At 35.3% G+C, this 9,324-nt stretch carries 9 protein-coding genes and 2 pseudogenes; 6 read left to right on the forward strand and 5 right to left on the reverse strand.

Going from position 1 to position 9,324, the window contains the following annotated elements:
* Positions 1-29 precede the first annotated feature (29 nt).
* Entirely contained in the window at positions 30-707 is a 678-nt protein-coding gene (locus MMO38_RS10065; protein WP_241323443.1) for a YetF domain-containing protein, read from the forward strand.
* A gap of 6 nt (positions 708-713) precedes the next feature.
* Here MMO38_RS10065 and MMO38_RS10070 read toward each other — a convergent pair whose 3' ends face one another.
* The 3 genes from MMO38_RS10070 to MMO38_RS10080 all read right to left on the reverse strand — a co-directional run bounded on the left by MMO38_RS10070 (position 714) and on the right by MMO38_RS10080 (position 2,272).
* Positions 714-1,145, reverse strand: coding sequence for a hypothetical protein (locus MMO38_RS10070; protein WP_241323444.1), 432 nt, complete (start codon positions 1,143-1,145; stop codon positions 714-716).
* Positions 1,146-1,443: 298 nt separating this feature from the next.
* Complete coding sequence (locus MMO38_RS10075; RefSeq protein ID WP_241323445.1) at positions 1,444-1,722, reverse strand: hypothetical protein; 279 nt, start codon at positions 1,720-1,722, stop codon at positions 1,444-1,446.
* 388 nt (positions 1,723-2,110) lie between these two features.
* The gene (locus MMO38_RS10080) at positions 2,111-2,272 is read right to left on the reverse strand and encodes a hypothetical protein (RefSeq protein WP_005196084.1); all 162 of its coding nucleotides are present in this window, start codon (positions 2,270-2,272) and stop codon (positions 2,111-2,113) included.
* 725 nt (positions 2,273-2,997) lie between these two features.
* Between MMO38_RS10080 and MMO38_RS10085 the strand changes: the two genes are divergently transcribed.
* The 5 genes from MMO38_RS10085 (at position 2,998) to MMO38_RS10105 (ending at position 8,709) form a co-directional block, all read left to right on the forward strand.
* Entirely contained in the window at positions 2,998-3,468 is a 471-nt protein-coding gene (locus MMO38_RS10085) for a hypothetical protein (RefSeq protein ID WP_241323446.1), read from the forward strand.
* Between the two features lie 380 nt (positions 3,469-3,848).
* Entirely contained in the window at positions 3,849-6,506 is a 2,658-nt protein-coding gene (gene mutS / locus MMO38_RS10090) for a DNA mismatch repair protein MutS (protein ID WP_241323447.1), read from the forward strand.
* 234 nt (positions 6,507-6,740) lie between these two features.
* The gene (fdxA, locus tag MMO38_RS10095; RefSeq protein WP_241315235.1) at positions 6,741-7,070 is read left to right on the forward strand and encodes a ferredoxin FdxA; all 330 of its coding nucleotides are present in this window, start codon (positions 6,741-6,743) and stop codon (positions 7,068-7,070) included.
* A 124-nt stretch (positions 7,071-7,194) separates the two neighbouring features.
* Complete coding sequence (locus tag MMO38_RS10100; protein ID WP_005196079.1) at positions 7,195-7,902, forward strand: D-Ala-D-Ala carboxypeptidase family metallohydrolase; 708 nt, start codon at positions 7,195-7,197, stop codon at positions 7,900-7,902.
* 138 nt (positions 7,903-8,040) lie between these two features.
* Entirely contained in the window at positions 8,041-8,709 is a 669-nt protein-coding gene (locus tag MMO38_RS10105; RefSeq protein ID WP_241323448.1) for an O-methyltransferase, read from the forward strand.
* Between the two features lie 119 nt (positions 8,710-8,828).
* Here the strand turns inward: MMO38_RS10105 and MMO38_RS10110 are convergent.
* Positions 8,829-9,233: pseudogene (locus MMO38_RS10110) on the reverse strand (universal stress protein); the annotation flags it as partial.
* Positions 9,234-9,240: 7 nt separating this feature from the next.
* Positions 9,241-9,324, reverse strand: a pseudogene (locus MMO38_RS10115) (transposase); the annotation flags it as partial.

A 9,324-nucleotide genomic window follows, 5' to 3' on the forward strand; every position in this document is an offset into this window, starting at 1 on the left:
AATATCTATAATAAAAATGGTAGTAAAAAATGGAAATACTAGACATCTTTATACATGATACAACATGGGATTTTGTCCTAGAAATAATTATCCGTTGTTTTTTCATGTTTATTTTTATCCTTTTCTTTTTAAGACTATCTGGTAAACGAGGCATCCGACAACTCTCTATATTTGAACTGGCTATCATTTTAAGCCTCGGATCAGCGGCGGGTGATCCGATGTTTATGGATGACATACCGCTTATCCAAGCATTTGTAGTCATGAGTACGATTATTATTCTTTATCGATTAGTGACTTGGGCGATGATGAAAAACGAAAAAATTGAAATACTCTTAGAAGGAGAATCACTCTGTATCATTGAAGATGGCATGATGGTGATACACGATATAAAGAAAGGAAAGTATTCTCATGATGAGTTTTTTGCTGAGATGCGTCAGCAGAGTGTAGAACATTTAGGTCAAATAAAAGTTGCTGTTTTGGAAACAGATGGTTCGCTGAGTATTTTATTTTATACAGAGAAAGAAACCAAATGGGGCTTACCTTTGTTTCCTAAAGATTATAAAAAAACTGAATATTTGAGTCCAGAAACCTTCTACTCTTGTATGAATTGTGGCACAACGCAGCATTTACTGCATTTGGAACAGGAATGTCCACGTTGCCAAGCGCAGAGTTGGGCTAAGTCATTATCTACACCCCATCTTCATTAATCCATTTTATGTTGTAGTTTCTTTATATTGAAAATATAAAACTATTGTATCTTCATCTTTTTTTGTTTTATCTACAATATTTCCTAAATCATCATAGCAATAGCTAGGTTGAATAACTTTATCCTTTATAGGTTGTTTTATTTTTTTAGTGGGGATGGTGACTTTTTCTACAAAACTCGCAAGCCACAATATATATTCATCTTTATTTTTACTTTTTGGTAAAATGCTTATGTCAATATTAATTGACACATTTTGTGAATTCATCAATAACTCTTCAAAATCTATATAATGATGAAGCATCTTAAAATTTGTATCTTTTACTATATGTCTTAACTCAATCATCAAATTATTAAGATCCTCAACGGGATCATCAGAGAATCCTTTTGATATTTTTAGATTACTATAAATTTTCTCTGCTAATTTTAAGTACTGAGGCATTTGTTAATTCCTTTATTTTATCCTTCATAAATTCTCTCAGAAGTAAAAGTAATCCTATGTTAATATTGTTTTAAGTTATGAAATAAAATTTAATAGAAAAAACATAAAAATCACATTAAACACGATACGTATCTCATTATATTTTTTTTATGCGACCAAATTCACATTAGATCATTTCGTAAATTTATTAAAATATCTTCAATTAAAATATCGATCTAAGAATAGAAATCTTAAGTTAATTGTGGTTAAAAACTTCATAGAAAATTCTTAACCACAACATCCTTAACATTTTTAGTTTTTAATTAGAAGGAGTTCTACTTGATAAGTTCGTTTGAGTATTATCATTTGTTAAACCTGTCTCATCACTTTCGTTCATAACAGGAGCAGAACTACCATGTTGTAAATCATCATGCAACTGAGCCTCTCTAGAATGATCCATTTCTACTGGTTCCGCTTCTAAAGCATGGGGAGTCGTTGTCTCCTCACGACTCATTGTATCAGCATCTTTATTTTTATCGCATCCAGCCAAACTAAATACGAAACATAACGTTAAACTTTTCAATAATAGATTATTCATCACTCTTTACCTCTATTTTGTTTTAGCTAATAGATAATAGGTTCTATACTTCCATCACAGCACTAATCAACTGACTATTTTTCCCTAGCCTGAGCTGATATATTCCTTTACTCCACCAATAAAATTTTTTCCAGTTTGTTTAATTTATCTTATTTTAGAGTCATTTTTATCATCGACTATCACCTCCAATTTATACTAATAAAAAATAAAATTTCAGTTATTTCACAATTTTTTTTGATACCGCTTACGCTGGGCTCTATAAAATTAGTCGTAGACTTCTTCTTTTGACTGTATATACCTTAAATGCTTATATTATTGATATAAGCATCACCACTAAGGTCAAATTCATAAAAAAGAAGCTTGTTTAAGCTTCTTTTTTAATCTGAATTTATTTCATAAGTTTACTCAAAACTTTTTTACCTTTAACATCATCAGTTAAATCATGAGCATCACTTTTTTTATCATCAGACAATCTACTCTTATCCTTGTGAGATTTATAATAACAACCCAAAGCAACACCTGTACCTAATGTAATAATCGTTTTTAACATGCGATACCTCTTAAATGTATTTGAAGACCTATATTAGTAGCATTTTTATTGTAATCTTTAAGCCCTTATTTTATAGTTTTTCTTTAAAGAATGAAAACTTATGTAAAAAATATTATGTAGAATTATAAATAAACTTATAAATCAATATTTTAAATTTATTTCAAAACATTACTAAAACCTTAATTTAATATAGAAAAAATTTCACAAACAAGAACATCAAAAAAATTCTTTATCTGTCTAACCTATTTATCAGATAAGCAATATGAGTGAGATTATAAAATGTATAAAATAAAATATTTTGAAGCTAAATCAATTCAAGATTTTGAAGACTCTATAAAAAAATGATTAAGATAAGAACGCTCCAAATATAATCACAAAGTAATTATTAAGAATATAAGTCATTGTCATGCCAACAATGCTTTAAATCCCATTTCTACTGCGCTGATAGTCTATAAATACGAATAGTTCATTTAAATTAAATACTTATCACATAAACGGCGTAGAAGTAATAATATTTTCTTATAAAAATCTTACTATTCAATCACCTTTTTAAATAAACATAAAAATCAATACTATAAAAATTAAATCAGTATTAACTTAATATCTTTCCAGCATTATTGTTTCACAAAAGCATCATTACTCACACTAGCTACCATAACAAATACAATCAGTAACGAAAAAAACTTCATAATCTCTAAATAATATGGACTTGGCAGGAGCAAGAAATGCCACAATTTTTACGTATAGCTGAAAAAGTCTATAGAAACTTGCAAGAAAATAAAGCGGCTAACAATGATACCCTAGAAAATCTAAACACATTAATCATTGAAATTCGTAAAGAAATTAAAGGAACTAAATTAAAACTTCTTTACAATTTTATAGATTTTGAAGAATGTTTGAATAAGCCCAATCAAGATTGTAAGGTTCAGTTAGATATCAGTTTAATTCCTAAAATTAAAAATACAGATGAGTTCATTTTATGGTTGGCAGGTTTTATTCAAAGAATCACTACAGACGGGAAGAGAAAAGCACCTCCTCCTCTCAGAAGTGATATCCCACCAGATTTCCAATTCAATTCTAGCAAAAAAGTAGAGAAACCCCTTTCAAACATCGCCGAATACTCAAAAAGTGTTGAACAAATAGACACTTATTTTAAATCGGAAGAATTCACAACTGTACTAAATAAAGATCAGTAATTCAATAAAATAGTAGAAGTGTGCCCTTGACCGTTCACACTTCTATTATTTGCTGAGTAAATTCAGCAACCGCCTGTACGGGGCGGTTTTCTTTTTTATATGATAAAAAATTACGATTTAATTAATAATCTCTTTTTCGCTACTTATTTCGCCATCCATTTCAGGATTACTTTTTCTCAATCAGCTCAAATTTGTTAAGATGGCAAAGCTGAGAAAAGCTGAATACGTTCTCACACACTATTGACTCAATTTTGGCACAAATAAAAGTACACCCAAAGGTATACTTTTGTGTAGATTTACCTAGATTCGACTAGCAATTGGTTAGACAGCCAAATTTTTTAAGCATGAGATTTAGTGTTTATTTTTAAGGATTTTTATACATGAATAGCAATGAAATCATGGCTGATCTCTCTTCCCACACCCCGATGATGCAACAATACCTAAAAGTAAAAATGGAGCATCAACACGCGCTGCTGTTTTATCGTATGGGAGATTTTTACGAACTATTCTTTGAAGATGCTCGTCTTGCTGCCAAGCTGTTGGGTATTACACTAACCCATCGTGGTAAAGCCAGTGGTGAACCGATTCCTATGGCAGGTGTACCTTATCATGCAGCGGAAGGCTATCTTGCGCGTTTGGTTAAATCAGGTCGGACGGTTGCCATTTGTGAACAGGTCGGTGAGGTTACTGGAAAAGGTCCTGTGGATCGGCAAGTCGTTCGCATTCTAACACCGGGTACTTTAACCGATGATGCTTTACTTGGTAGCTATCAGTCCTCAAATCTTGTTGCGCTATGTATCCAACAAAATCAAGTTGGTTTCGCCTTGCTAGACCTCAGTGCAGGTATTTTTAAAGTTCAGCAACAAGACTATAAACCAGAACAACTCCCGATCGAATTGGCTCGTTTAATGCCAAGCGAAATTCTGATCGATGAAGATTTAGTTGATCAAGATATTATTGAGCAGATTAAAAAGCATATAGACTGTCCAATCACCAAACGCCCAAACGTTGATTTCAATTTAAATAACGCACAAAAAACCTTGTGTGATCAATTCTCCGTCTCGACTTTATCGGGTTTTGGATTAGATCCAATTCCGTTAGCAAAAGCTGCCGCAGCGGCACTGATTCACTATGCCAAAGAAACACAAAAAACGGCGCTACCCCATATTCGCGCAATTCAAATCGAACAAAGCACCGATTTTATTGCACTCGACCCAATTACACGTCGTAATCTAGAAATTATTGAGCCGTTATTTGACCATGGTACCTCCCTGTTTCAACTGGTGAATGACTGTCAAACAGCCATGGGGGGACGCTTACTCAGCCGAACCCTGATGCAGCCCATTCGTGATACAGCTGTTTTAGATGCCCGCCTTGATGCTACAGAACAGCTTTTAAAGGGATACCATGAAGCACCGCTGCGTTTAGTGCTAAAAGAAATTGGCGATATCGAACGCGTTCTAAGTCGCGTGGCCTTAGGCAGTGCCCGTCCACGTGATTTAGTCCAACTACGTCATGCCTGTGCGCAAACTCCTTTTCTACGACACGCATTAGCGCCTGTTTTACAAGCTAAACAATCTAAATTATTGACCCAACTTGATCATGAGCTTGGTGACTTTAAAAGCTTGTATCAGCAGTTAATGGCAGCGATTGTAGAAAATCCACCTGTACTCTTGCGTGATGGCAATGTAATTGCAGAAGGCTATGATGAGGAATTGGATGAATTGCGCAAGATCCGTGATCATGCAGGTCAATTCTTAATTGATTTAGAAATTAGAGAACGTCAACGTACTGGAATCAATACACTTAAAATCGGCTATAACCGCGTCAGTGGCTATTATATTGAACTCACTCGGTCGCAAGCAGAACAAGCACCTGCAGACTATATTCGTCGTCAAACCCTTAAAAATGCTGAGCGGTATATTACTCCTGAGCTAAAAAGCTTTGAAGACAAAGTACTTTCTAGCGAGTCTCGCGCATTAGCACGAGAAAAACTGTTATTTGAATCACTGTTGGATGAGTTACGCCAAAATATTGCACATTTACAGATGATGAGTAGCGCAATTGCTTATATTGACATACTTGCAAACTTTGCTCATCAGGCACGATTAAACAATTGGGCACGACCAGAATTCAGTCCTGAAACAGGCATTAAAATTCAAGCAGGTCGTCATCCTGTAGTCGAAGCTTTGAATAAAACACCGTTTACCCCAAATGATACATTTTTAGACGCCCAGCACCGTATGGCGATCATTACGGGTCCAAACATGGGTGGTAAATCGACATTTATGCGTCAAACTGCGCTGATTAGCCTCCTCGCCTATTGTGGAAGTTTCGTTCCCGCAAAATCTGCAAAACTTGGTCCAATTGATCGTATTTTTACCCGTATTGGTTCAGCCGATGATTTATCAACTGGAAAATCGACCTTTATGGTCGAGATGACCGAAACCTCACAGATTTTGCATCATGCCACCAACCAGTCCTTGGTATTAATGGACGAGGTTGGTCGTGGAACCAGTACTTATGATGGCCTTTCATTGGCTTGGGCATGTGTCCTTGATTTGACTAAGCGTGTGAAATGTCTATGCCTTTTCGCCACCCACTATTTTGAGCTGACCGAACTTGGCAGTGAAACAGGTATCGATAACTATCACGTTACTGCACAAGAATTGAATGGTAATTTAATTTTATTACACAAAGTTCAGCATGGCCCCGCAAGTCAAAGTCATGGCTTACAAGTTGCAAAACTGGCGGGTATCCCAGCAAGTGTGATTAAAGAAGCACAAAAGCGTTTGAAAATTCTTGAAAAGCAACAACACCATATCTTGCAAAAGACAGTGCAAACAGATTTATTCAGTTCAATTGATCCTCAAATTGAAACCCAAGTGATTGAGAAAATTATTGAAGTGGAAGTCCATTCACCAGCTTTAGATTTGTTACAACGCATTGATGTAGATGATCTTACGCCTCGTCAAGCACTTGAACAGCTTTATCAACTAAAAGCCTTATACCATAAGACTCAAACAGTTGAGGGTTAGGCAAAAAAGCATAAGCACTATTATTTTTTGATCGTGCTTATGCACTCCCTCGCATCTGATAGAAATTGCTTATTTAATGATGTTTTTGAGATTTATTATCAACAAAAGTCATATAAATAAGCCCTTTTCATTGATACGAATAATAAATATCAATAAAAGGAATTGTTTCTGTCAGTGGTTTTTGCCTAAAATACACTATGCAAAATGAAACCATTTTTTTAGGTAGCTGTCGCCATGACCTTTGTTGTCACTGAAAATTGTATTAAATGTAAATATCAAGATTGTGTTGAAGTTTGCCCTGTCGATTGTTTTTATGAAGGCCCGAACTTCCTTGTCATCAATCCAGATGAATGTATTGACTGTGCGCTTTGTGAACCTGAGTGCCCAGCAAATGCGATTTTCTCTGAAGATGAACTACCTGAAGGTCAAGAAATCTTTATTGAGCTCAATACTGAATTATCTGAAAAATGGGCAGGTAACAATATCACTCAAATTGGTGAACAACCTGCTGACCGTGAAGAATGGAATGGAAAACCAGACAAACTGCAATATTTAGAAAAGTAATTGAAAAGACCAGTTTTACTGGTCTTTTTTAATACTTGAATCACACATTTCTTTGCAATTGTCCCATTATACCTGCGTTATTTTGCATTAAAATAACGTGTCTATTAATTATGAACTGCCTTTTATGTTGCGAAATAAATTACAGGGTTTTTTATCATTTTTTATCATCCCTGTGATGATGGTCGGCTGTGTCAGTTCAAAGACAGAAGTAAGCAAAGGTAAACGAATCCATATTCCTCAGGAAAAAGTAACGGTTACTCGACCAACACCAGATAAAGTAGAGCCTGCATCCTATCGTCGCTGGTTAGCACAAGGTGAAAACTATGCTCGTGTGCGTGAATATGAACAGTTTTTAACACGTAATCAAGTTGCTCACATTATCCCAAGTTTTGAATTATTACGAACCGCAAGAGATTGGCAGAAATGTGGTCGCAATGAGTATGCAGTACCAAACCGTGAATTGTGGGGCAACTCTCTTTCAACTTTACGTGTATTTAAATATCTTATTTCTGCAAAAATTTTAACCGATTTTGAAGTGACCTCTGTCTATCGTGATTTACCTTTAAACGAATGCGCTGGCGGTGCAAGTTCATCTAAACATTTATTTAACTCTGCTATCGATTTTCGCATTGGTCCCGAATACCCTCAGCCGCAGGATTACGCATTTATTGAACAATCCAAATTTAAATTATGTCAGTTTTGGATTCAGCATGGCCAAAGCTTAAACCTCGGTATTGGTCTATATCGCTCAGGTCAGATCCATATTGATACTCAGGGTTATCGCACTTGGGGACCAGACCTAACCCGCAACAGCTCAATGTGTAACTTTTAAAATAGAAAAATAGCTTCCCCAAAGAGAGCAAAATGCTCTCTTTTTTACGCGAACAATGATGAATAATGAAGCAATCAAATTGCACTCTGAGCATAAATGTTTAAAATGCTGCAAACAGATTCAAAGGTAAGCCTGATTATGCAACAGATGTGGACCGACATTGATGACTATATTAATGCACATTTAATCCCCTCAGATCCTAAACTTCAACATGCATTAGACAATACCGATACGCAAGGTCTTTCTAATCATTTGGCTGTTGCACCGAATCAAGGTATGTTCCTGCAAATGTTGATTCAAATGAATCAATGTAAACGTGTATTAGAACTTGGAACTTTTGCCGCTTATAGTACCATTTGGCTAGCACAAGCGTTACCAGCCGATGGTTACCTGCTCACGGTTGAAGGACGAGATAGCCATGCGGCCATCGCCCAAGAAAATATTGATTATGCCAATATGCCTACCCATATTGAACTTAAAAAAGGACGCGGCGCAGATATCATGAATCAACTCATTGCAGAATCCAGTGAGGCATTTGATTTGATTTTTATTGATGCAGATAAACAAAGTTATCCTGAATACTTGGAGCTCAGCTTGAAGCTATCTCATTCAGGAACGATTATTGTATTGGATAATGTGATTCGTTCAGGCGCGATATTGGATGAAAATAATAAAAAACCAAGTATCGAAGGCATTCGTGAGACCTTCACCGCACTGAAAAATCACCCGAAGCTTTTATCTTGTACAGCACTACAAACAGTGGGTTCAAAAGGACATGATGGCTTCGCAATTGCGATTGTAAAGTAAAGATCAAAAAACGAACTGATTTTTTTAGTTATTAAATATCAACTACATACAAATATACAAAGTGCTTTTCCATATAGTTATCCACAGTATTTGCGGATAACTATATGGAATAAAATGAATTACTTAGCCACCAATAACGGTACATTTGCATTTCTAAATATAGAGGTTGTAATGCTGCCTAAGAAAAATTGATGAATTTTACTATGGCTAAAAGCACCTAAAACAATTAACTGCACATTATGTTCTCTTTGATATTCCAAAATATTCTGAGCCACATCACCATAACGATAAATAGGCATTACATCTAAGCCAGCATCCGTTAAATACTTTGCGGGCTCAGTGAGCATTTCGGGATGATCACCGACATAAAGCAGATGGCATTGTAGTTTTTTCAACAAATCACTTTGAGCGATCCGCTGCAACATTTTCTGACAGGTTGGTGAATACTCGTATGCAAAAATAAAACGTCTAGGCGGTTCAAAATGCTCTCCAACCGTTATTACGGTACAATTTGCACCACGTAAGCTGTCATTAAAAAGTAAACATGTATTCTTTTCCGAATTGGTTTGATACTCTCTCCACCCATTGCTCTATTTTATCAGCTGTCATGACTTG

This window comes from Acinetobacter sp. NIPH 1852, from assembly GCF_022549455.1.
In the GTDB taxonomy this organism is placed as follows: Bacteria; Pseudomonadota; Gammaproteobacteria; order Pseudomonadales; family Moraxellaceae; genus Acinetobacter.

Coding starts and splice junctions, on each gene's coding strand:
- MMO38_RS10065 (WP_241323443.1), top strand. CDS start 30: ATGGAAATACTAGACATCTTTATACATGATACAACATGGGATTTTGTC.
- MMO38_RS10105 (WP_241323448.1), top strand. CDS start 8,041: ATGCAACAGATGTGGACCGACATTGATGACTATATTAATGCACATTTA.
- MMO38_RS10070 (WP_241323444.1), bottom strand. CDS start 1,145: ATGCCTCAGTACTTAAAATTAGCAGAGAAAATTTATAGTAATCTAAAA.
- MMO38_RS10085 (WP_241323446.1), top strand. CDS start 2,998: ATGCCACAATTTTTACGTATAGCTGAAAAAGTCTATAGAAACTTGCAA.
- MMO38_RS10080 (WP_005196084.1), bottom strand. CDS start 2,272: ATGTTAAAAACGATTATTACATTAGGTACAGGTGTTGCTTTGGGTTGT.
- fdxA (WP_241315235.1), top strand. CDS start 6,741: ATGACCTTTGTTGTCACTGAAAATTGTATTAAATGTAAATATCAAGAT.
- MMO38_RS10075 (WP_241323445.1), bottom strand. CDS start 1,722: ATGAATAATCTATTATTGAAAAGTTTAACGTTATGTTTCGTATTTAGT.
- MMO38_RS10100 (WP_005196079.1), top strand. CDS start 7,195: ATGTTGCGAAATAAATTACAGGGTTTTTTATCATTTTTTATCATCCCT.
- mutS (WP_241323447.1), top strand. CDS start 3,849: ATGAATAGCAATGAAATCATGGCTGATCTCTCTTCCCACACCCCGATG.